The organism is Streptomyces sp. NPDC050264 (assembly GCF_040655895.1).
Classification (GTDB): Bacteria; Actinomycetota; Actinomycetes; order Streptomycetales; family Streptomycetaceae; genus Streptomyces.
Map to the genome: position 1 here is coordinate 215132 of NZ_JBFAKV010000002.1, position 20659 is coordinate 235790.

Here is a 20659-nt window from a genome sequence, read left to right on the forward strand (position 1 = left end):
AAGGGGCGGGACAGAATACTTACGCTTCAGTAAGTTTCGGTGGCGTAATCTCCCGGCGCTCTTCACCGGTCTCCACGGAATCTGTACGGAGAGGTTACTGAGGCGCCCCGACCGCTGTTTTGGGCGGAGTGGTCGGTTCCGCAACGGGCGTCCTGGGGGACCGTACCAGGACGAGCACGGCGCAGCCCGCGACGAGCGCCACGCAACCGGCCAGCACGGATGCCGAGTTGAGACCCTGTGCGAAGGCCGTGTGCAGCGCCTGCTCCGGCACCCGCCCGCGCAGGCCGCCCGCCCCGCCGCCCGCGAGGGCATGCGCGGCGTCGCGCGGCAGGGTGTCCTGCATCCGCGAGATCACCACGGTGCCGAAGACCGCGATGCCGAGCGCGTACCCGAGCTGGCGGAACGTGTTGAGCGAACCGCCCGCCATCCCCGCCCGGGCCGGCTCGACCGTGGCGAGCGCGGCACCCGCGATCCCCGGCGAGACGAAACCGACGCCGACGCCGGTCAGCAGCAGGCCCGGCACGAGCGCCGACCACGTCGACCCGGCGTCCAGCACGGCCTGGCAGCACATGCCGACCCCGATGAGCACGAGCCCGCCGCCGACCGTGATCCGCGCGGGTACCCCGTGCAGCAGCTTCCCGCCCGCGATCGCCACCACCATCGACGCCCCGGACAGCGCCAGGAACACCAGGCCGCCGTGGACCGGGCTCATCCCGAGCAGCGTCTGCAGCCACAGCGAGGTGTAGGGGAGCACACCGAACGCGGCCGCGTTGAAGGCGAACGCGCCCACCATCACGCCCAGGAACGCGGGCTTGCGCAGCAGCCCCAGATCGAGCATCGGGTGCGCGGAGACCCGCTCCACGACCACGAAGGCCACCAGAGCCAGGGCGGCCACGCCCAGCGCGAGCAGCGCGCCCCGCTCGCCCCAGCCCCGTTCGCCGGCCCGGATGACGCCGTACGTCGCCGCTCCGGCGAACGCCGCGAACGTCCCGGTCCCGGCCCAGTCGATCCGCCGGTCCCGCGGCCCGCGCGACTCCGGCACGGCCCGCAGCGTCAGCCACACCGCCGCGACGCTCACCGGCAGATTGACCCAGAAGATCCACCGCCAGCCGGGCCCCTCGGTCAGCAGCCCGCCGAGCACCGGGCCGACCGCGGCCGCGCCGCCGCTCACCGCGCCGAACACACCAAGGGCCACGGACCGCTGCCGCCCCTGGTAGACGGAGCCGATGATGGGCAGCGTGGTCGCGAACATCGCCGCGGCGCCGACACCCTGCACGACCCGCGCGGTGACGAGCATCCCCGGCCCGTTCGCGAGTCCGCACACCAGCGAGGCGAGCGCGAACACCACCACGCCCACCACATGCACCCGGCGCCGCCCGAGAATGTCCGCGGCCGCGCCGGTCCCGAGCAGCAGCGCGGCGAGCGCCAGCGCGTACCCGTCCATCACCCACTGCAGATCACTGAGTGAGGCGTGCAGCGCGCCGGCCATGTCCGGCAGCGCGACCACGGCGATGGACACGTCCAGCAACAGCATGAACGTGCCCAGGCAGACCGCGGTCAAGGGCCCCCATGTACGCATCGTCTCTTCCAGCCTCTCGTCGTTCGTTCGTCATTCGTCTTCTCGGCTTCCTCCGTACGATGGGCCGGAAGCGGCGGAACGCCATGGCCAGTAATGCTGTGCCGACAGAATCCGACAGAAAAAGGCGGTTCGGGGGATGGATTCCACGCCCTTCGATGAACTGGACCTCAAGATTCTCCAGGCCCTGGAGGTGGACGGGCGGCTCCCCTTCAGCCGGATCGCCGAGGTCATCGGCGTCTCCGACCAGACCGTGGCCCGGCGCTACCGCAGGCTCGTCGCCGGCGGCGGGCTGCGCGTCGTCGGCCTTCAGGACAGCCAGCGGCTCGGCCAGGACAACTGGATGCTGCGCCTGCGCTGCACACCGGAAGGCGCCGAGACGATCGCGGCCGCCCTGGCCCGCCGCCCCGACACCGCCTGGATCGGGCTGACCTCCGGCGGCACGGAGGTCGTCTGCGCGACGCTGCCGCGCTCCCGCGGGGACCACGACGACCTGCTGCTCGGCAAACTGCCGCGCACGCCGCACATCGTGGAGATCCGGGCCCTGCAGATGCTGCACCGGTTCTTCGGCGGCCCCCAGGGGTGGCTGCGCAAGCACGGCCCGCTCACCGCGGACCAGCGAGCGGAGCTGCGCCCGCCGGTCCCCACCGCCGAACCGGCCCTCCCGACCCCGGAGGACGCCCCTCTCCTCGCCGTCCTCAAAGAGCACGGCCGCGCCACCTACCCCGAACTCCAGCGCGCCACCGGCACGTCGGAGTCCGCGGTCAAACGCCGTCTCGCCCAGCTCCGCGCCTCCGGCGCGCTCTACATCGACCTCGAGTACGACCAGCTGCGCGTCGGCTTCGGGATGGCGGCCATCCTCTGGATCACCGCGGCACCGCGCCATCTCGACGCCGTGGGCCGCGCCCTGGCCGACCACGCGGAGATCGCCTACGCCGCCGCGACCGCGGGCCCCTCGAACGTGGTGGCCTCCGTGGTCGCCCGCGACACCGCGGACCTCTACGCGTACGTGAGCGGAAAGCTCGGCCACCTGGAGGGCGTCGAACACGTGGAGACCGCCCCGTTCATGCGCCGGGTGAAGCAGCTGACGTACCGACCGCCCATCCGGTGAGCGGGCGGGGCGAGCGGGTGTTTACCGGGCAGCCCGGTGCAGGCGGTCCCAGCCCGCCAGAATCGCCTGCGCCAGGGCCCTGCCCGGACCGTCCGTGTCCCGCCCCGCGGCACCGTGCAGCAACACGAAGTCGACCTTCCCCAGCTCCGGCAGCCCGGCCCGGTCGGGGACCCGTACGAGCCCCGGCGGGATCAGCCCGCGCGAGTGCGCCATCACACCGAGGCCCGCCCGGGCCGCCGCGATCAGCCCGTTCAGCGACCCGCTCGTACAGGCGATCCGCCACGCCCGCCCGTGCCGCTCCAACGCTTCGAGGGCCATCGCCCGCGAGATCCCCGGCGGCGGGAACACGATCAGCGGCACCGGCCGGTCAGGGTCGATCCGCAGCCGCTCGGAGCCGATCCACACCATCCGGTCGTGCCACACGGACTCCCCGCGCGGATCCGTCGGCCGCCGCTTGGCCAGGACGAGATCCAGCTTCCCCGCGGCCAACTGCTCGTGCAGCGTCCCCGACAGCTCGACCGTCAGCTCCAGGTCCACCTCGGGATGCTCGTGCCGGAACGACTCCAGGATCTCGGTGAGCCGGCTCAGCACGAAATCCTCCGAGGCGCCGAACCGCACGCGCCCGCGCAACCGCGTCCCCGTGAAGAACGCCGCCGCCTGCTCGTGCACCTCCAGGATCCGCCGCGCGAACCCGAGCATCGCCTCCCCGTCCTCCGTCAGCTCCACGGAGTGCGTGTCCCGCGTGAACAGCGTCCGCCCGGCCGCGTCCTCAAGCCGCCGCACGTGCTGGCTGACCGTCGACTGCCGCAGCCCGAGCCGGCGCGCCGCCTGCGTGAAGCTCAGCGTCTGAGCGACGGCGAGAAACGTCCTCAACTGCACGGGGTCGTACATGCCGCGACCCTACCCCCGCTCATCACGGAACACGATCACAGTCAGAGTGGTATGCGGGATTCCCGATCACGGTGATGAGGAGGACCATGAAGAGGGCACGACCTGAACCGAGAGCAAGGAACCAATGAAACGCCTGACCTGGCCGACCTGGATGCCGATCGACCCCTACATCCTGGCGTTGATCGGGACAGTGGGCCTCGCCGCACTCCTCCCGGCCCGTGGTGCCGCCGCCGACGTCGCCTCCGGCGCCTCGACCGCGGCGGTCGCCTTCCTCTTCTTCCTCTACGGGGCCAGACTCTCGACCCGCGAGGCGATGGACGGCGTACGGCACTGGCGGCTCCATGTCACGGTGCTCGCCTGCACCTTCGTGGCGTTCCCGCTGCTCGGCCTCGCCGCCCGCGGCCTCGTCCCCGTGCTGCTGCCGCAGAACCTCTACGAGGGCCTGCTCTTCCTCACCCTCGTCCCCTCCACCATCCAGTCGTCGATCGCGTTCACGTCGATGGCGCGCGGCAACGTCCCGGCGGCGATCTGCGCGGGCTCCTTCTCCTCCCTGGCCGGCATCGTCCTCACCCCCCTGCTCGCGGCGGCGCTGCTCGGCAACAGCGGCGGGGGCTTCTCCGCCGACTCGCTCGTCAAGATCGTGCTGCAGTTGCTCGTGCCGTTCCTCGCGGGCCAGTTGCTGCGCCGCTGGGTCGGCGGCTTCATCGCCCGCCACAAGAAGATCCTCGGGTACGTCGACCGCGGCTCGATCCTGCTCGTCGTCTACACGGCGTTCAGCGAAGGCATGGTGCAGGGCATCTGGCACCAGGTCAGCGCCGTCCGGCTGGCCGGCCTGCTCGCCGTCGAGGCCGTGCTCCTCGCGGTGATGCTGGCCGCGACCTGGTACGGAGCCAAGGCCCTCGGCTTCGACCGCGCGGACCGGATCGCGGTCCAGTTCGCCGGCTCGAAGAAGTCGCTGGCCTCCGGACTGCCCATGGCGAGCGTCCTGTTCGGCGCGCACGCCTCGCTCGCGGTGCTGCCCCTGATGCTCTTCCACCAGATGCAGCTGATGGTGTGCGCGGTCATCGCCAAGCGCCGCGCGAAGGACCCGGAGGAGCCGCTGCTCACCCCGGCCGCGTCAGCCGCAGAGACACGAACCGAGGCCGGTACAGCGACACGTTCCGGCTGAGGGGCGCCTGCGGGTCGTGCGCGGCGACGGTCCCGGCCGGCAGTTGGGGCGCGAACCCTCGCGCGGGCCCGTGCCAGGGCCCGGTGGGGGAGCACACCCAGTACGAGGTCACCGTCGTCGGCCCCGCGGCGCCCGCGGCCATGGTGAACAGCGCGTACGAGGGCGACGAACACCACGAGCCCGCAGACAGCAGCGAGGATCAGCCACATCAGGGGCGCGGTGCGGCGGCGATCCACGGCTCCGCCGCGCGACGCCACCGCACCTTCCCGACCCCTCATGAAGCGCGACGTCAACTCCGCGCGTGCACCCGGTCCAACGGCAACGACAACACCGACCGCTCACCGGAAGTGACCCGCACCTCGTCAAGGGACCCCGCGAAGAACGCCCGGCTGTCCATCCGCTGCCCCACGTGCACCCCGAACGGCGAGTTCCGGCTCACCGACCCGGGAACGTCCGCCGCGCTCCCGACCGCGGCGCCGTCAATGACCAGCGTCAACTGACCAGCCGCACGCCGAAGTTGAACCTCGTGCCAGGCTCCGTCGTTGTACGCGGAGGAACTGCGCACCGAAACGGACCGCGGAGCGTTCGCCCCGTCCCGCACGGTGATCAGCCCGATGATCCGGTTGGAGGCGGGCTCGCCCCGCAACCACACCTGCGGCTGTGTCGTCCCGATCCCGCCCATCCACAAGAACGGCTGCTCACCGCTGGTCGCCGTGTACCGGAACCGCAGAGATGCCGTGAAGTCCCGGGCACCCAGGGCGAGTTCGGGCCGGTACGGCAGCCGGACCGCGTCGTCGACCCCGTCGAACGACAGCGCCCGGCCGACCGAGCCGCCCGTCACCGACGCCCCACCGAGGACAGCGGCGCCACGCGCACGCGGCGCCCGGTCGTCCGTCGTCGGATCGGCGCCGCGCCGCTCCGTCAGCCAGTCGAGCGTGAACCGGGCGAACCGGATCTCGTCACGCGCGTCGACCGCGCCGCCCTCGTACAGCAGGCCCACGTGGTCCGCGTCGGCCTGCGCCAGGTCCGAGTAGCCCGACCAGTCCGCGGTCACCACGGTGCTCCGGTCGAAACTGTCCCAGGTGCGCCCGCCGTCGTAGGAGGACCGGACGGTCATGGTGCGCCGCCGGTCCGGGTCGCCGGGGCAGGCGAGCAGCAGCTGCCTGCCGCCCTTGCCGACGGGCAGCACCGCGCCCTGCACCTGCGGCGTGTACAGGTCCGGGAGCGCGGCGAAGGGGCGGGCGAACGAGTCCCCGCCGTCCCGGCTCACCGCGTGCGTGCGATGTCCGGGATCGGTGCCGTCCTGTTCGCGCCCGCTCACGTAGACCGTGCCGTCGGAACGCTCGGCGAGCGTCATCTCGGACGGCTTCTGGCGGAACGTGCCGTCGTCCGCGACCGGCCACGAGTCCTTCGCGCCGATCCGCCAGTGCTCGCCGTGGTCGTCGCTGATCATCAGGGCGGCGTGGTTGGCGGTGATCCGGCTGCCGTTCCACGTCTCGGCGTTGACCGTGAAGACGAGGCGCCCGCGGTGGCGCCCCTTGGTGAGCTGGATGCCGTGCACGGGCCCTGTCGCGTACCAGGAGTTGAAGTCGGCGGGCAGCAGTTCGTCGCTCAGGTCGCGCGGCGCGGACCAGGAGCGGCCGTCGTCGTCGCTGTACTGGAGGTGGGGCGTGCGGTCGCACGGCGTGGAGCAGTTCTGGCCGTCGGTGCGCCCCGTGTTGTACGTCTCCGCGAGCACGATGCGACCGGTCCGCCGGTCCACGATCGGCGCCGGGTTGCCGTGCGTGTCGCCCGCCCCCTCGTTGACGACCCGGAGCGGCGACCACGTACGGCCGCCGTCCTCGGAGCGCTTGACGACGATGTCTATGTCACCGGCGTCGGAGCAGTCGTTCGTGCGGCCCTCGGCGAAGGCGAGCAGCGTGCCCCTGACCGTCTTCACGACGGCCGGAATGCGGTAGCAGGCATACCCGGGATCCTGGGACGCTTTGAACAACACCTGCTGTTCAAAGGGGAGTTGGGTCTCCGCGGCGGTGGCGGCGCGTGCGGCCACCGGGGCGGGCAGGGCTACGGCGACGGTCAGCGCCGCCACCACCGATCTCAGACGTACGTGGATGCTGCTGCGGCGCATGGCGCGACCCGCCCTTCAGGTCGTAAGGACAACCGGACATCCCACGTCCAACGTATGCGCCACGACGCTACTGGGGCCGTTCGCCACCCCACAAGAACCGTGCGTCAGGGGATCAGGACCACCTTGCCGAGATTGGCCCGTTCCTCGATGACGGCGTGTGCCCGCGCCGCGTCCTCCAGGGGGAACTCCGCGTGCACAGCCGCTCTCAGACCCCCCGTCAGGAACATCCGCCACAGCTCCTCGCGCCACTTCTCGTACGTCCCGGGCCGGCCGCGCGCGATGAGCGCCATCTGGAACCCGATGACCGACTTCGCGCCGACGAGCAGGTCGTACGCCGCCACGGACCCGCCGCCCGAGCTGTACGCCACGAGCCGGCCGTGCGGCGCCAGCGCGCCGACCGCGGGCCGCAGCAGCTCGCCGCCGACCGCGTCGAGCACGTAGTCCACGGGCTCGCCCCAGGACGCCTCGTCGTACGTCACCACGTCATCGGCCCCGAGTCCACGCACGAAGTCCGCCTTGCGCCGGTCGGAGACGGCGGCCACGACCCGCGAGGCGCCCTCCGACCGGGCCGGCTGCACGGCCAGATGGCCCACGCCGCTCGCCGCCGCCGTCACCAGTGCCGCCTCGCCCGGCTCCGGCCGCGCCGCCCGCAGGGCCCCGTGGGCGACGAGGCCGCTGCGTACGAGTGCCACGGCGTCCACCGCGCTCGCCGCGTCGGGTACGGGGGAGGCCATCGCGACGCGCAGCAGCGCGTGGTCGGCGTAGCCGTGGCCGAAGACCAGGCCCGTGACGCGGTCGCCCGGCGCGTACGTCGTCACGCCCTCGCCGAGCGCGACCACCTCGCCCGCGATCTCCCCGCCGAGCGCGATCGCCTCGCCGGACTCGCGGACCTTGCGGACGACGGGCAGGGTGACGCCGACGGCCTCGGCGCGGACGAGCAGCTCGCCCGGGCCCGGCTCAGGGACGGCTACGTCCTCCAGGAACAGGGCCTCCGGGCCGCCGCTTCGCGTGTACCGGACACGGCGCATACGCGTCACCGCCTCTTCGTGACGAACTCTGTTGGGAGTCCCAACGATAAGCAGTCGGTCATTGGGAGGTCCAATGAATTATCGGTACGCTGCCCCGATGAGCACGCCACACAGCGCCCCGAGCACCATCCGCGACCTGCCCAGCTGGCTCCTCGGCCGGGCCGCCGCCCGCGGCCGTTCCCTCGTCGCGGACGCCCTCGCCGAACAGGGCCTCAGAATGTGGCACCACGTGGTGCTCAGCGCTGTCGCCGACATGGAACCTGTCGCCCAGGCCGACCTCGTCCGCAGCGTCCAGCTCGACCCCAAGGACATGGTCGGCGTCCTGAACGACCTCCAGGGCGCCGGTCTCGTCGAGCGGACGCCCGACCCCAAGGACCGGCGCAAGAACGCGGTCACCATCACCGGCGAGGGCACCCGCCTCGTCCGGACGTGCGCACGCGCCGCCCGCGACGCCAACGAGGCACTCCTCGCCCCGCTCTCGGCGGCCGAGCGGGCTCTCTTCCTCGACCTGCTCCGCCGCGTCTCCGGCATCCCCGGCGACACCCCGGACGCCGCCTGAGGCCGGTCCGACGTGCGGCGGCTGTGCGGCCGACGGCGGCGCGGGGACCCGGCCGGCGCAGGGGGCGCTCCCCGCCGGGCCGGGCCCCCGCCGCCGTGCCGCGGCGACCGGGTCAGCCGGCTTGCGTCACAGCCGTCGTGGCCCGCAGGGCGACCCGGTGCTCACCCGCGTACACGTTCATGGAGGCGCCCCGCAGGAAGCCGATCAGGGTCAGGCCCGTCTCGGCGGCCAGGTCGACGGCGAGCGACGACGGCGCCGACACCGCGGCGAGCACCGGGATGCCCGCCATGACGGCCTTCTGCGCCAGTTCGAACGAGGCCCGCCCGGACACCATGAGGACCGAGCGCGACAGCGGCAGGTCCCCGCTCTGCAGGGCGCGGCCGACGAGCTTGTCGACCGCGTTGTGCCGGCCGACGTCCTCCCGTATGTCGACGAGGTGCCCCTCCTCGTCGAAGAGGGCCGCCGCGTGCAGACCGCCGGTCCGGTCGAAGACGCGCTGGTCCTCGCGGAGCCGGTCGGGGAGCGAGGAGAGCAGCTCCGGTGTGAGCCGGAGCGGGGGAGCGTCGGCGATCGGGAACCGGGCCGTGGTGCGCACCGCGTCGAGGCTCGCCTTGCCGCACAGCCCGCAGGACGAGGTCGTGTAGACGTTGCGCTCCAGCGTGATGTCGGGCAGGACGACGCCCGGCGTGGTGCGCACGTCGACCACGTTGTATGTGTTGGAGCCGTCCGCGGTCGCGCCCGCGCAGTACACGATCGTCTGCAGATCGTCGGCGCCGCCGAGCACGCCCTCGCTCACCAGGAAGCCCGCCGCGAGCGCGAAGTCGTCGCCCGGAGTGCGCATGGTGATGGCGAGCGGCTTGCCGTTCAGCCGGATCTCCAGGGGTTCCTCGGCGACCAGGGTGTCGGGCCGGGTCGAGACGTGCCCGTCCCTGATCCGGATCACCTTGCGTCGTTCCGTGACTCGTCCCATGTCTTGATCAGTCCCGGTTCTGTACGTGCTGGTAGCCGAAGCGGCCCTTGATGCAGAGGTTCCCGTGGGTCACCGGGTTGTCGTGCGGTGACGTCACCTTCACGATCTCATTGTCCTGCACATGGAGCGTGAGGTTGCAGCCGACTCCGCAGTACGCGCACACCGTCGTCGTCTCCGACTGCGCCGACTCGTCCCAGGTACCCGCGGCCCGCATGTCGAACTCCGACTTGAACGACAGCGCGCCCGTCGGACACACCTCGATGCAGTTGCCGCAGTACACGCACGCCGAGTCGGTCAGCGGCGCGTCCTGCTCGACCGCGATCCGGGCGTCGAAACCGCGCCCGGCGACCGAGATCGCGAAGGTGTTCTGCCACTGGTCGCCGCAAGCGTCGACGCACTTGTAGCAGAGGATGCACTTGTCGTAGTCGCGTACGTAGAGGTCGTTGTCGACCCTCGGTTCCTCGGCAAGGCGGGCGGCGTCCGGGCCGAAACGGTCCGGCTTCGCCTCGTACTCCTTGATCCACGAAGCGACCTGCGGGGTGGTCGACATGTCGACCGACGACGCCAGCAGTTCCAGGACGACCTTGCGGCTGTGCCGGGCCCGCTCGGTGTCCGTGCGCACCTCCATGCCGGGCTCGGCCTTGCGCGAACACGCGGGCACGAGCGTCCGTGCCCCCTCCACCTCCACGACACACACCCGGCAGGCGTTCTTCGGGGTGAGCGTGTCGCCCTGGCACAAGGTCGGGACGTCCTTCCCGGCCGCGCGACAGGCGTCGAGGACCGTCGTCCCCTCCGGCGCGCGCACCGGCTCCCCGTCGATCGTGAACTCCAGCAGACGACGGGGTATCCCCAGCTCGACAGAGGTCATGACGCGTACGCCCCCAGGCGGTCGATGGCGGACTCGATGGCGTTCCAGGCGGTCTGGCCGAGACCGCAGATCGAGGCGTCCTTCATGGCGCGCCCCACCTCGCGCAGCAGAGCGATGTCGTCATCGGCCTCGATGCCCTGCTTCTCGGCGATCCGGTGCAGCGCCTCCTCCTGCCGCACGGTTCCGACCCGGCACGGCACGCACTGCCCACAGGACTCCTCGCGGAAGAACTGGGCGATGCGCAGCAGGACGCGCGGCAGCGGCAGCGCGTCGTCGAAGGCCATGACCACCCCGGAGCCGAGCGTGGTGCCCGCGGCGCGCGTGCCCTCGAAGGTGAGCGGGATGTCCAGTTCATCCGGGCGTACGAAACCGCCCGCGGCGCCGCCGAGCAGGATCGCCCGCAGCGGGTCCGGAGTGCCGGCGAGGGCGAGCAGGTCGCCCAGGGTCGCCCCGAAGGGGAGCTCGTAGACGCCGGGCCGGTCGACGGCGCCGGAGACGCAGAACAGCTTCGGCCCGGTCGACTGCCCGGTGCCGATGGCCGCGTACGCCTGTGCCCCCATGGTCAGGATCGGCAGTACGTTGACCAGGGTCTCGACGTTGTTGGCAGCGGTCGGCTTGCCGAACAGCCCCTTCTCGACGGGGAACGGCGGCTTGGAGCGCGGCTCGCCCCGGTACCCCTCGATGGAGTTGAAGAGAGCGGTCTCCTCGCCGCATATGTAGGCACCCGCGCCGCGCCGGATCTCGATGTCGAAGGAGAACCCCTGCCCGAGGATGTCCTCGCCCAACAGCCCGCGCGCCCGCGCCTGTTCGACGGCATGGCTCATCCGGGCGAGGGCGATCGGGTACTCGCCGCGCAGATAGAGATACCCGTGATGCGCACCCGTCGCGTACGCCGCGATCGTCATCGCCTCGACGAGCGCGTACGGGTCGCCCTCCATCACCACCCGGTCCTTGAAGGTGCCGGGCTCGGACTCGTCGGCATTGCAGACGAGGTAATGCGGCCCGTCGGCTTGCGCAGCGGTCGCCTGCCACTTCCGCCCCGTAGGAAACGCGGCCCCACCGCGCCCCACGAGCCCCGCGTCCGTGACTTCCCGGATGACACCGGCGGCCCCGATGGCGAAGGCCCGCCGCAGAGCGACGTAGCCGCCCGCGGCCCGGTAGCCGTCGAGGGAGGCGGGGTCTATGACGCCGACGCGCTTGAGGAGAACGAGGTTCGGGTCACCGGCCTGGGGCAGATCCAGCCCCGCTGTGGGACGAGAGGCAGCCGGGTCCGGGGCAGAGCCCCGAAACGGCGCGACCGGCACGGCCGACACAGGAGACCCGGCCCGCACAAGCAGAGCAGCAGGCGCCCGCTCACAAAGCCCCAGACACGGCGACTCCGAAACATGCGCATCAGGCCCGGACCGCCCCCGCGCAGAGTCACACAACTCGGCACCCCCGGCCCGGGCACACGCCAGATCCGTACAAACATGCAGCACAGACGCGGGACGAGCCCGCACCGAGAACATGGAGTAGAACGTGGCCACCCCATACGCCTCCGCCGGAGGCACCGTCAGCCGCCGGCACAGATAGTCCAGCGCACCGGAACTGATCCACCCCACCCGGTCGTTGACCGCGTGCAGCCCCGGCAACAACAAGTCCCGCCGCTCACGGGCGGCCCGCCCACCCCGGGCCCACCGGAGATCGGCGTCGGAGCGGTCGTCGGCCCCCTCCCACGCGGACTCCGGCGGCCCGAGCAGCGCGTCGACCGCCTCCCGCTCCTCGTCCGTCGGCTTGCTGTCACCGAAGCGCAGATCCACCGTTGATCAACCCCTCACTGCTTGAGCGGTCAGCTTCTCGATACGTATCGCCGACGCCTTGAACTCGGCCGTCCCGGCGATCGGGCAGTTCGCCTCGATCGTCAGCGCGTTGGTGTCCACCTCGTCGGGAAAGTGCATGGTCATGAAGGCGAGCCCGGGACGGAGCCCCGTATCGACCCAGACGGGCGCGGTCACGACGCCGCGCCGCGACGACACCCGCACCTCCTCGCCGGCCACGACCCCGTACCGCTCGGCGTCCTCCGGGCACAGCTCGACGTACTCGCCGCGGCGCAGCGGGGACGCGAAACCCCCGCTCTGCACACCGGTGTTGTACGAGTCGAGCCGGCGCCCGGTGGTCAGCCGGATCGGGTACGCCTCGTCGGTCAGGTCCACCGGCGGATCGTGCTCGACGAGCCCGAACGGAGCGAGCCGCCCGCGCCGCGCCGGATCCGCGTCCCACAACCGCCCGTGCAGATACGACGAGGGCAGCTCGTCCACGTCGGGGCAGGGCCACTGCAGGCCCTGAAGCTCTTCGAGGCGGTCGTACGTCATCCCGAAGTGGTCCGGTGACAGGGCCCGCAGCTCGTTCCAGACGGCTTCGGAGTCCGCGTACTTCCAGTCGTGGCCCAGCCGTGCGGCGACGTCACAGATGATGTCGATGTCCTCGCGGGCCTCGCCGGGCGGGGTGAGCGCGGCCCGCACCCGCTGGACCCGGCGCTCACTGTTGGTCGTCGTGCCGTCGGTCTCCGCCCACGCGGCCGTCGCGGGCAGCACCACGTCGGCCATCTCGGCGGTCCTGGTCAGGAAGATGTCCTGCACCACCAAGTGGTCGAGGGCGGCCAGCCTGCGCGCGGCCTGCTCGCTGTCGGCCTCCGACTGCGCGGGGTTCTCGCCGATGCAGTAGACGGCGTGCAGCCGCCCGTGCTCCATGGCCTCGAACATGTCCGTCAGGGTCATTCCGTAACGCGGCGGGATCACCGTGTCCCAGGCCCGCTCGAACTTCATGCGGTGGTTGTCGTCGAGGAGGTCCTGGAAGCCGGGCAGCCGGTTGGGGATGGCGCCCATGTCGCCGCCGCCCTGCACGTTGTTCTGCCCGCGCAGCGGCTGCACCCCGGCGCCGTACCGCCCGACGTGACCGGTCAGCAGCGACAGGTTGATCAGCGCGCGGACGTTGTCGGTGCCGTTGTGGTGCTCGGTGATCCCCAACGTCCAGCACAGCTGGGCGCGTTCGGCCCGCGCCAGCGCGTGCGCGAGATCCCGGACGGCGGCCGCCGGGACACCGGTCACCTTCTCCGCCAGGGAGAGTGTCCACGGCTCGACGAGCGCCTTGAACTCAGCGAAGCCGGTCGTCGCCCGCTCCACGAACGCCTTGTTGTACAGGTCGGCGGCGATGATCTCCCGGGCGACGGCATGCGCCAGCGGGATGTCGGTGCCGACGTTGAGCCCGAGCCAGCTCTCCGCCCACTCGGCGGTCGACGTGCGGCGTGGGTCGACGGCGTACATCCGGGCTCCGTTGCGGATCCCCTTCAGGACGTGCTGGAAGAAGATGGGGTGCGCGAAGCGGGCGTTGGAGCCCCACATCACGATGAGGTCCGTGTGCTCGACCTCCTCGTACGAGGAGGTGCCACCGCCCGAGCCGAACACCGCCGACAGCCCGGCGACGCTCGGCGCATGACACGTACGGTTGCAGGAGTCGACGTTGTTCGTCCCCATGACGACACGGGTGAACTTCTGTGCCACGAAGTTCATTTCATTGGTGGCACGCGCGCAGGACAGCATCGCGAAGGCGTCCGGGCCGTGTTCCTCGCGGGTGCGCCGGAACCCGTCGGCCGCGAGGGTCAGGGCCTCGTCCCAAGTGGTCTGCCGGAACGGCGAGTTACGGTCGCCCGGTGTCTCGCGCACCAGCGGGTGGGTGAGCCGGGTGTAGGTCTTCGGGGTGCGGTCGCGCCGCTTCTGCTTCATGCGGCGTCCCTCCTCATGCCGTGGGCGAGCAGGTCCGAGAGGGCGTGCACGGTGCGCAGCGTGGGCACCTCGACGCCGGTGATGTCCGCCAGCTCCACGACCGCGGCAAGTAGCACGTCCAGCTCAAGGGGCTTTCCGCGTTCCAGGTCCTGGAGCGTGGAGGTGCGGTGGTCGCCGACCCGCTCGGCACCGGCCAGGCGGCGTTCCACGGAGATGGCGGGGGTGCAGCCGAGGGCGGCGGCGACGGCGAGCGTCTCGGTCATCATGATCTCGATGACCCGGCGCGTGCCGCCGTGCAGACACATCTGCCGCATCGTGGCGCGCACCAGGGCGCTGATCGGGTTGAAGGAGATGTTGCCGAGCAGCTTGATCCAGATGTCGGAGCGCAGGTCCGGCTCGACGGGACACTTCAGGCCACCGGTCCGCAGGGCGTCACCGAACGCGACACAGCGCGCCGACACCGAACGGTCCGGCTCCCCGACGGAGAACCGCGTCCCCTCCAGATGACGGACAACTCCCGGCGCGGCGAGCTCTGTTGCGGCGTAGACGACACATCCGACGGCCCGCTCGGGCGCGAGCACCGCGCTCACGGCGCCGTCCGGGTCGACGCTTTCGAGCCGCCGGCCGTCGTGTGGCCCGCCGTGCCCGTGGAAGTACCACCAGGGAATGCCGTTCTGCGCCGCGACCACCGCCGTACGGTCGTGCAGCAGCGGCTCGATCAGCGGCCCGCACGCCGCGTACGAGTTGGCCTTCAGGCCCAGGAACACATAGTCGACGGGCCCGATCTCGGCCGGGTCGTCGGTGGCGTGGGCCCGCGCGGTGAAGTCCCCGCGCGGGCTGATGACCTGGACACCGCTGCGCCTCATGGCCGCCAGGTGCGGTCCACGGGCGACGAGATGGACATCGGCGCCCGCGCGGTGCAGGGCGGCTCCGACATAGGCGCCGATCGCTCCGGCGCCGAGGACTGCGACTTTCACTGGCGGGCTCCGTCCGGTCGAGGGTTCCGGTTCCGCCCTGCTCGCACGGGCAGTGGCGGTCCGAAGAGAAGCGGAGAGCGTCGAAAGAGAAGCGGAAACTGTCGATGGAATATTGTCTACAGTATGGAAGTTGGGTCGACAAGACTCCGCGCACCGCCTCGCGTCATGGCGTGCCAAGGCATTGCATACCGTCGACGGATTCTGTACGGAGTGACGTCCGACCTCTTCCCAACACCGTTACCGCTGCCTACGGTTCTGGATCATGAGGCCCCCCGTCGCACCCCCGGGCTGGAGCCGCTGGCTCGTACCGCCCGCCGCCCTCTCGGTCCATCTCTCCATCGGCCAGGCATACGCCTGGAGCGTCTTCAAGCCGCCCCTCGAATCAGCCCTGAACCTGAGCGGCACCCAGAGCGCGCTGCCGTTCCAGCTCGGCATCGTGATGCTCGGGCTCTCCGCCGCGTTCGGCGGCACGCTCGTCGAACGCAACGGCCCGCGCTGGGCGATGTCCGTCGCCCTCGTCTGCTTCTCCTCGGGCTTCCTGCTCTCCGCGCTCGGCGCCGCCACGGAGCAGTACTGGCTGATCGTGTTCGGCTACGGCTTCATCGGAGGTATCGGCCTGGGCATCGGCTACATCTCCCCGGTCTCCACCCTGATCAAGTGGTTCCCGGACCGGCCCGGCATGGCCACCGGCATCGCGATCATGGGCTTCGGCGGCGGCGCGCTGATCGCGTCACCGTGGAGCGCGCAGATGTTGGACTCGTTCGGAGCGGACAGTGGCGGCATCGCCCTCGCGTTCCTGGTGCACGGCCTCGTATACGCGGTGTTCATGACGCTCGGGGTGCTGCTGGTACGCGTACCGAGAGTCACGCAGGGGGCGCGTGAAACCGAACGCCGAGCAGCCCCGGCCGGCCCGCAGGTATCGGCGAAACAGGCGATCCGCACCCCCCAGTTCTGGCTCCTCTGGCTGGTCCTCTGCATGAACGTGACGGCGGGCATCGGCATCCTGGAGAAGGCCGCCCCCATGATCACGGACTTCTTCGCGGACACCGGCACCCCGGTGACGGTGAGCGCGGCGGCCGGCTTCGTCGCGCTCCTCTCCGCCGCGAACATGGCCGGCCGCATCGGCTGGTCCTCCACCTCCGACCTCATCGGCCGCAAGAACGTCTACCGCCTCTACCTCGGCGTGGGCGCCCTGATGTACCTCCTCATCGCCCTCTACGGTGACTCCTCCAAGCCCCTGTTCGTCATCTGCGCGCTCGTGATCCTCTCCTTCTACGGAGGCGGCTTCGCGACCATCCCCGCATACCTGAAGGACCTGTTCGGCACCTACCAGGTGGGCGCCATCCACGGCCGGCTGCTCACCGCCTGGTCGACGGCCGGCGTGCTCGGCCCGCTCATAGTCAACTGGGTCGCCGACAGCCAGAAGGACGCCGGAAAGCACGGGTCGTCCCTCTACGGCCTCTCCTTCACGATCATGATCGGCCTGCTGGTCGTCGGCTTCGTCGCCAACGAACTCGTCCGCCCCGTCCACGCCCGCCACCACGTCCCCGCCCCCAGGGAGCCCGCCGATGACACCGCCGACCGTGACCACCAGCAGCCCGCCTAGCCGCAGGGGCCTGATCGCCGTCGCCTGGCTGTGGGTGGGCGCGCCGCTCGCCTACGGACTCTACGAACTGGTGCAAAAAGCCACACAGTTGTTCACAGGTTGACGGTTGGAACTCTCCAACCCAGACCGCACAATCCTGTTGCTTACGTCACCTCGTACTCGCCGGTCGCTGAGCACACTGGAACGTCCGCGGCTCGCACGGCCCGCGAGCCAGGCAACGAGGGGACCTCCATGAACGGATCGCGCATCGTCGGCATCGGCCACTATCAGCCCGCCAGGATCCTCACCAACGAGGAACTGGCGGGCATGGTCGACACCGACGACGAGTGGATCCGCTCCCGCGTCGGCATCCGGACCCGGCACATCGCGGGCCCGGACGAGCCGGTCGACGAGCTCGCCGCACACGCCGCGGCCAAGGCGCTGGCCGCGGCGGGCCTGACCGCCGACGCCATCGACCTGGTGATCGTCGCCACGTCCACGGCCGTCGACCGCTCCCCGAACATGGCGGCCCGCGTCGCCCACCGCCTGGGCGTCCCGTCCCCGGCCGCGCTCGACCTGAACGTCGTCTGCGCCGGGTTCACGCACGCCCTGGCCACCGCCGACCACACGTTGCGCGCCGGGGCCGCCACCCGCGCGCTCGTCATCGGCGCGGACAAGATGTCGGCCGTCACCGACTGGACCGACCGCTCCACCTGCGTCCTGGTCGGCGACGGCGCGGGGGCCGTGGTGGTCGAGCCGTGCGCCGACGGTGAGGAGCCCGGCATCGGCCCCGTCCTGTGGGGCTCCGTGCCGGAGATGGGTAACGCCGTACGCATCGAGGGCGAACCCGCGCGCTTCGCGCAGGAGGGCCAGTCCGTCTACCGCTGGGCCACCCGGCAGCTGCCGCCGCTCGCCCGCCAGGCCTGCGAGAGGGCCGGCCTCGACCCGGCCGACCTCGCCGCGGTCGTCCTGCACCAGGCCAATCTGCGCATCATCGAGCCCCTCGCCGAGAAGATCGGCGCCCTGCACGCGGTGGTCGCCCGGGATGTCGTCGACTCCGGCAACACCTCCGCCGCGAGCGTGCCGATGGCGCTGTCCAAGCTGATCGAGCGAGGTGAGGTCCAGAGCGGGGCGCCCGCGCTCCTCTTCGGCTTCGGCGGGAACCTCTCGTACGCGGGCCAGGTCGTGCGCTGTCCGTGACATGTGCTGTCCGTGACGTGGGATGCGCGAGGTGTGACGAGTCCAACTGCCCCTGGTGGTAGCGATTGTGCTCGGTAAACTGTATTCCAAAGACAATCGAGTGTTCCGATCCGTTCCGTGGCCCGATGGGTGGCGGGCACCGGATCGGGAACCGGAATCGGAATCGGCTTGCCGGATGCTCCGAAGCCCAGGAGGGGGACCGCGATGTTGTCCACAGGACTGCCGCAGGGGGCGGTGCCCAAGCTCGAGCGCCCCGGCCCGTTGCGCGAGCGGGTCTACGAGGCGCTGCTCGCACTCATCACGACCCGCGCCCTCCAGCCCGGCCAGCACCTCGTCGAGAGCGAGCTGGCCGGGCACCTCGGTGTCTCGCGCCAGCCGGTGCGCGAGGCGCTGCAGCGTCTGAACACCGAGGGCTGGGTGGATCTGCGCCCCGCGCAGGGCGCCTTCGTGCACGAGCCGACGGAGGAGGAGGCCGACCAACTCCTCACCGTCCGTACGCTGTTGGAGGCCGAAGCCGCCCGGCTGGCCGCGGCCAACGCGGGCAAGACCGGGATCACCGCCCTGGAGGCACTCTGCGCCAAGGGCGAGCAGGCCGTCGCCGACGGCGACGTGGACCTGGTCGTCGCGACGAACGCCGAGTTCCACGCGAAGGTCATGGAACTCGCGGGCAACGTGGTCCTGGCCGAACTCGCCGGCCAGGTCGACGCCCGCGTCCGCTGGTACTACCAGCCGGTCGCCCGCCAGCGCGGCAAGCAGTCCTGGATCGAGCACCGCGAACTCATCGCGGCGATCTCGGCCCGCGACGAGTCACGGGCGACGGCGGTGATGCGGTCCCACACGGAGCACACCCGCGAGACGTACCACCACCGCAACCAGGACCAGGACTAGTCCTCCGATCTCCATCCGGGATCGCGTCCCGTGAACGCCAGCAGGCGGGCCGCGGCGCCCGCGCCGTCCTGGACCGGGGCGGCCGGGGCGTATTTGTGGAAGGTGTTCCGGACGAATTCGACGAAATGGTCGGCCGGGACCTGGAGACCGGCGGCCAGCTCGTCCGTCAGCGGCAGCGGCTGATCCGTCGCCCGGGCGATGTCCCAGGCGTGCACCCCCGCGTCCAGGGCGGCGGCGGCCGTGCCCAGCCATGCCGGGACCGGCCCGAAGGGCGTAGGGACGTCGGTCGCCGCACGGCCGACGGACTCCCACGCCGCCGTGACCGCGTCGAGCACCTCCTCCAACTCGCGGACCGGATCCGGACCGAGCACATCCAGCGGCGTGAACGGGTCGCCGGTCGGCGGGGTGTCGGACAGCCGCATCACCAGCGCCTGCTGATCGAGGCGGGCATGGTTCAGCACCTGGCGGACCGTCCACTCGGTGCACGGCGTCGGCCGGTCCCAGCCGTCCGCCGGGACCCCGCGCACGGCGGCTCGCAGGTAGTCGTGCGCCTGCTCCAGCAGTTCGTATCCATCGATCGGACTCAAGGCCCACCCCTCAAGTAATCGCCCCGGCCCGGGCGGCCAGGACACGTTCCCGCGGCTGTGCGTCTTCATGTCCCCTCGGTGCCGACCGGTGTCGCGGCGTCCGCGACGGTGGACGCGCGAGGGGACCAGCGGGCCTCGGCTGCCAGCATCACCACCAATGCGGCGACCAGACCCAGGAGTTGAACAAGCGCGGACACATGGATGCCGAGGAGCGCCGTCGCGAGCGCCACCGGCACCGCGAGCGCCCGGTACCCCACGGGGAACAACCGCATGGCCGACCGGAACGCCACGTCGCCCGCCAGGAACAGCGCGACGCCGCCCGCCAGCGCCAGCGCGGGGCCCGTGTGCAGATGCTCGCCGATGTGCCCGAGCGACTTCTTGATCCCGGCGGCGAGGAACGCGACGCCGAGCAGCATCGGCAGGAACGTGTAGTAGTAGGCGGTCATCGCGAGGCGCCAGCGCCGGTCGGCCGGCGTCGCGGCGAAGGCGTGCTCGGCCCCGCCCTCGTCGCGCACGAAGTAGGTCCACCACAGTGCCCCGGCGAGCGCGAGCGCCAGGAAGACGCCGGTGAAAACGCTCGCCGTGAACGGCAGATCACCGATGCCGACCCCGATCGCGATGATGGACTCGCCCAGCGACACGATCAGCAGCAGCCCGTGCCGCTCCACGAAGTGTCCGGGGTGCAACGCGCCCATCTGGGCCCGGAGTTCGGAGGTGGCACGGCCCGAGCCGCGGGCCGGCCCGTGCTCCGCCATCAGGGGCGTCAGGAACTGCAGGGCGATCGCCAGCACCCAGAGGCCGTCCGCGAGCAGCCCGGTGCACAGGCCCGCGCCTGTCACGGCCAGCGCGGCGGCGGAGTTGGGTACCGCGTACCAGACGGTGTCACGGCCGTGGCCGCGGGTGTACAGGACGCTGTGGACGAGGACGACCAGCAGGAGGCCGAGGCCGAAGACGACGCCCGCGTTCGAGTGCGGGTCGAAGGCGTGCGGGATCGACAGGGCGCAGATGAGGAACCCGGCCATGCCGAGCAGCATCAGCACCCGGCGGGAGGGACGGTCCGGCGGCACCTGGTTGGTGAGGTAGGCGTAGGCCGAGTACATCCAGTACAGGACGGTGAAGATGAGCACCACGCGGCCCGCCGTGGGCCACGACAGGTCGTGCGCGATCAGCACGGTCAGCTGGGTCAGCGTATAGACGAAGACCAGGTCGAAGAAGAGCTCCAGCGAGGTGACCCGCTGGGTGATCGAGGCCTCCGGCCGGCCGGGCTTCGTCCCGGGCCGTGGTGGTGCCGTCTCCGGCGTCATGTCCGAACTCCCCCTGTGACGTGGCGCGTTGTCGCGGCGGACAGACTACGGGCCGTTG

Annotated in this window: 17 protein-coding genes and 1 pseudogene; 6 read left to right on the forward strand and 12 right to left on the reverse strand. The window is 71.3% G+C overall.

Going from position 1 to position 20659, the window contains the following annotated elements:
* Positions 1–94: 94 nt before the first annotated feature.
* Entirely contained in the window at positions 95–1579 is a 1485-nt protein-coding gene (locus AB0J02_RS03775; RefSeq protein WP_363191930.1) for an MFS transporter, read from the reverse strand.
* 136 nt (positions 1580–1715) lie between these two features.
* On the opposite strand from AB0J02_RS03775, the gene AB0J02_RS03780 reads away from it, so the two are divergent.
* Positions 1716–2687: an AsnC family transcriptional regulator gene (locus AB0J02_RS03780; RefSeq protein ID WP_363191931.1), complete on the forward strand. Its 972-nt coding sequence runs from the start codon at positions 1716–1718 to the stop codon at positions 2685–2687.
* A 21-nt stretch (positions 2688–2708) separates the two neighbouring features.
* On the opposite strand, the gene AB0J02_RS03785 is transcribed toward AB0J02_RS03780, so the two are convergent.
* The gene (locus tag AB0J02_RS03785; RefSeq protein ID WP_363191933.1) at positions 2709–3578 is read right to left on the reverse strand and encodes a LysR substrate-binding domain-containing protein; all 870 of its coding nucleotides are present in this window, start codon (positions 3576–3578) and stop codon (positions 2709–2711) included.
* Between the two features lie 124 nt (positions 3579–3702).
* On the opposite strand from AB0J02_RS03785, the gene AB0J02_RS03790 reads away from it, so the two are divergent.
* Positions 3703–4746 carry a bile acid:sodium symporter family protein gene (locus AB0J02_RS03790; protein WP_363191934.1) on the forward strand — a complete coding sequence of 348 codons (1044 nt, stop codon included), beginning with the start codon at positions 3703–3705 and terminating at the stop codon, positions 4744–4746.
* Here the strand turns inward: AB0J02_RS03790 and AB0J02_RS03795 are convergent.
* From AB0J02_RS03795 to AB0J02_RS03805, 3 genes and pseudogenes are all read right to left on the reverse strand, one after another.
* Positions 4682–4906, reverse strand: a pseudogene (locus AB0J02_RS03795) (hypothetical protein); the annotation flags it as partial. The gene AB0J02_RS03790 and the pseudogene AB0J02_RS03795 sit on opposite strands and share 65 nt — an antisense overlap.
* Before the next feature lie 129 nt (positions 4907–5035).
* Entirely contained in the window at positions 5036–6874 is a 1839-nt protein-coding gene (locus AB0J02_RS03800) for an exo-alpha-sialidase (RefSeq protein ID WP_363191935.1), read from the reverse strand.
* A gap of 104 nt (positions 6875–6978) precedes the next feature.
* Positions 6979–7902 (reverse strand): zinc-binding dehydrogenase, encoded by a 924-nt coding sequence (locus AB0J02_RS03805; RefSeq protein ID WP_363191936.1) that lies wholly within the window; start codon positions 7900–7902, stop codon positions 6979–6981.
* A 97-nt stretch (positions 7903–7999) separates the two neighbouring features.
* Between AB0J02_RS03805 and AB0J02_RS03810 the strand changes: the two genes are divergently transcribed.
* Positions 8000–8461 carry a MarR family winged helix-turn-helix transcriptional regulator gene (locus tag AB0J02_RS03810; protein WP_363191937.1) on the forward strand — a complete coding sequence of 154 codons (462 nt, stop codon included), beginning with the start codon at positions 8000–8002 and terminating at the stop codon, positions 8459–8461.
* A gap of 112 nt (positions 8462–8573) precedes the next feature.
* Here AB0J02_RS03810 and fdhD read toward each other — a convergent pair whose 3' ends face one another.
* Genes fdhD through AB0J02_RS03835 form a run of 5 tightly spaced genes read right to left on the reverse strand, consistent with a single transcriptional unit; the run spans position 8574 to position 15037 of the window.
* Positions 8574–9431 (reverse strand): formate dehydrogenase accessory sulfurtransferase FdhD, encoded by an 858-nt coding sequence (gene fdhD / locus AB0J02_RS03815; protein WP_363191938.1) that lies wholly within the window; start codon positions 9429–9431, stop codon positions 8574–8576.
* Positions 9432–9438: 7 nt separating this feature from the next.
* Positions 9439–10299 (reverse strand): 2Fe-2S iron-sulfur cluster-binding protein, encoded by an 861-nt coding sequence (locus tag AB0J02_RS03820; RefSeq protein ID WP_363191939.1) that lies wholly within the window; start codon positions 10297–10299, stop codon positions 9439–9441.
* The gene (locus tag AB0J02_RS03825; protein WP_363191940.1) at positions 10296–12098 is read right to left on the reverse strand and encodes an NADH-ubiquinone oxidoreductase-F iron-sulfur binding region domain-containing protein; all 1803 of its coding nucleotides are present in this window, start codon (positions 12096–12098) and stop codon (positions 10296–10298) included. The genes AB0J02_RS03820 and AB0J02_RS03825 overlap by 4 nt, the downstream gene beginning before the upstream one ends.
* A gap of 6 nt (positions 12099–12104) precedes the next feature.
* A complete protein-coding gene (locus tag AB0J02_RS03830) occupies positions 12105–14060 on the reverse strand; it encodes a molybdopterin-dependent oxidoreductase (protein WP_363191941.1) in 1956 nt (651 codons plus the stop codon).
* Positions 14057–15037, reverse strand: a complete 981-nt coding sequence (locus AB0J02_RS03835) for a 2-dehydropantoate 2-reductase (RefSeq protein WP_363191942.1) — start codon at positions 15035–15037, stop codon at positions 14057–14059. The genes AB0J02_RS03830 and AB0J02_RS03835 overlap by 4 nt, the downstream gene beginning before the upstream one ends.
* Before the next feature lie 262 nt (positions 15038–15299).
* Between AB0J02_RS03835 and AB0J02_RS03840 the strand changes: the two genes are divergently transcribed.
* The 3 genes from AB0J02_RS03840 (at position 15300) to AB0J02_RS03850 (ending at position 18710) form a co-directional block, all read left to right on the forward strand.
* Complete coding sequence (locus tag AB0J02_RS03840; protein ID WP_363191943.1) at positions 15300–16643, forward strand: OFA family MFS transporter; 1344 nt, start codon at positions 15300–15302, stop codon at positions 16641–16643.
* A 231-nt stretch (positions 16644–16874) separates the two neighbouring features.
* The gene (locus tag AB0J02_RS03845) at positions 16875–17822 is read left to right on the forward strand and encodes a beta-ketoacyl-ACP synthase III (RefSeq protein WP_363191944.1); all 948 of its coding nucleotides are present in this window, start codon (positions 16875–16877) and stop codon (positions 17820–17822) included.
* A gap of 204 nt (positions 17823–18026) precedes the next feature.
* Complete coding sequence (locus AB0J02_RS03850; protein ID WP_363191945.1) at positions 18027–18710, forward strand: GntR family transcriptional regulator; 684 nt, start codon at positions 18027–18029, stop codon at positions 18708–18710.
* Here AB0J02_RS03850 and AB0J02_RS03855 read toward each other — a convergent pair.
* Together AB0J02_RS03855 and AB0J02_RS03860 are read right to left on the reverse strand one after the other, a co-directional pair.
* Positions 18707–19297, reverse strand: coding sequence for a TIGR03086 family metal-binding protein (locus tag AB0J02_RS03855; protein WP_363191946.1), 591 nt, complete (start codon positions 19295–19297; stop codon positions 18707–18709). The genes AB0J02_RS03850 and AB0J02_RS03855 overlap by 4 nt on opposite strands.
* A gap of 65 nt (positions 19298–19362) precedes the next feature.
* Positions 19363–20601: a low temperature requirement protein A gene (locus AB0J02_RS03860; protein WP_363191947.1), complete on the reverse strand. Its 1239-nt coding sequence runs from the start codon at positions 20599–20601 to the stop codon at positions 19363–19365.
* Positions 20602–20659: the final 58 nt, after the last annotated feature.

Bases quoted from the DNA above. Each gene is read 5' to 3' on its own strand.
- AB0J02_RS03780 (WP_363191931.1), top strand. From the start codon at position 1,716: ATGGATTCCACGCCCTTCGATGAACTGGACCTCAAGATTCTCCAGGCC.
- AB0J02_RS03820 (WP_363191939.1), bottom strand. From the start codon at position 10,299: ATGACCTCTGTCGAGCTGGGGATACCCCGTCGTCTGCTGGAGTTCACG.
- AB0J02_RS03785 (WP_363191933.1), bottom strand. From the start codon at position 3,578: ATGTACGACCCCGTGCAGTTGAGGACGTTTCTCGCCGTCGCTCAGACG.
- AB0J02_RS03830 (WP_363191941.1), bottom strand. From the start codon at position 14,060: ATGAAGCAGAAGCGGCGCGACCGCACCCCGAAGACCTACACCCGGCTC.
- AB0J02_RS03860 (WP_363191947.1), bottom strand. From the start codon at position 20,601: ATGACGCCGGAGACGGCACCACCACGGCCCGGGACGAAGCCCGGCCGG.
- AB0J02_RS03800 (WP_363191935.1), bottom strand. From the start codon at position 6,874: ATGCGCCGCAGCAGCATCCACGTACGTCTGAGATCGGTGGTGGCGGCG.
- AB0J02_RS03790 (WP_363191934.1), top strand. From the start codon at position 3,703: ATGAAACGCCTGACCTGGCCGACCTGGATGCCGATCGACCCCTACATC.
- AB0J02_RS03840 (WP_363191943.1), top strand. From the start codon at position 15,300: ATGAGGCCCCCCGTCGCACCCCCGGGCTGGAGCCGCTGGCTCGTACCG.
- AB0J02_RS03810 (WP_363191937.1), top strand. From the start codon at position 8,000: ATGAGCACGCCACACAGCGCCCCGAGCACCATCCGCGACCTGCCCAGC.
- AB0J02_RS03805 (WP_363191936.1), bottom strand. From the start codon at position 7,902: ATGCGCCGTGTCCGGTACACGCGAAGCGGCGGCCCGGAGGCCCTGTTC.
- AB0J02_RS03850 (WP_363191945.1), top strand. From the start codon at position 18,027: ATGTTGTCCACAGGACTGCCGCAGGGGGCGGTGCCCAAGCTCGAGCGC.
- fdhD (WP_363191938.1), bottom strand. From the start codon at position 9,431: ATGGGACGAGTCACGGAACGACGCAAGGTGATCCGGATCAGGGACGGG.
- AB0J02_RS03775 (WP_363191930.1), bottom strand. From the start codon at position 1,579: ATGCGTACATGGGGGCCCTTGACCGCGGTCTGCCTGGGCACGTTCATG.
- AB0J02_RS03845 (WP_363191944.1), top strand. From the start codon at position 16,875: ATGAACGGATCGCGCATCGTCGGCATCGGCCACTATCAGCCCGCCAGG.